This is a genomic window from Oceanobacillus sp. Castelsardo (assembly GCF_001659985.1).
GTDB lineage: Bacteria > Bacillota > Bacilli > Bacillales > Amphibacillaceae > Oceanobacillus.
In genome coordinates this window covers 1-699 of record NZ_LYCS01000034.1, presented here as the reverse complement: position 1 = coordinate 699, position 699 = coordinate 1, and the positions used below count along the sequence as shown (strand labels likewise).

Sequence of the window (699 nt, the reverse complement as noted above, 5' to 3'; positions counted from 1 at the left end):
ATGGACAACAGGCAGATATTCCTGTACCACCTCGTGACCGTTTGAGCGATGGGGGGACGCAGTAGGATAAGGAATGCGCACGGATGGATGTGTGCGCCCAAGCAGTGAGAAAGTCAGGTAGGCAAATCCGCCTGGCAATTTCAAGCTGTGATGGGGAGGCCTTCTGGCCGAAGTTCCTGATTTCACACTGCCGAGAAAAGCCTCTAGCAAGGCCACAGGTGCCCGTACCGCAAACCGACACAGGTAGGCGAGGAGAGAATCCTAAGGTGAGCGGGAGAACTCTCGTTAAGGAACTCGGCAAAATGACCCCGTAACTTAGGGAGAAGGGGTGCTCTACGGAGTAGAGCCGCAGTGAATAGGCCCAAGCGACTGTTTAGCAAAAACACAGGTCTCTGCGAAGCCGAAAGGCGAAGTATAGGGGCTGACACCTGCCCGGTGCTGGAAGGTTAAGGGGAAGAGTTAGGGCTTTTAGCCCGAAGCTTAGAACCGAAGCCCCAGTAAACGGCGGCCGTAACTATAACGGTCCTAAGGTAGCGAAATTCCTTGTCGGGTAAGTTCCGACCCGCACGAAAGGTGCAACGACTTGGGCACTGTCTCAACGAGAGACCCGGTGAAATTATACTATGCGTGAAGATGCGCATTACCCGCGACAGGACGGAAAGACCCCGTGGAGCTTTACTGTAGCCTGATATTGAATGT

At 53.9% G+C, this 699-nt stretch carries 1 rRNA gene; it reads left to right on the top strand.

The features are described 5' to 3' along the window. Nucleotides 1-699 (top strand): 23S ribosomal RNA (locus A9178_RS18350); the annotation flags it as partial.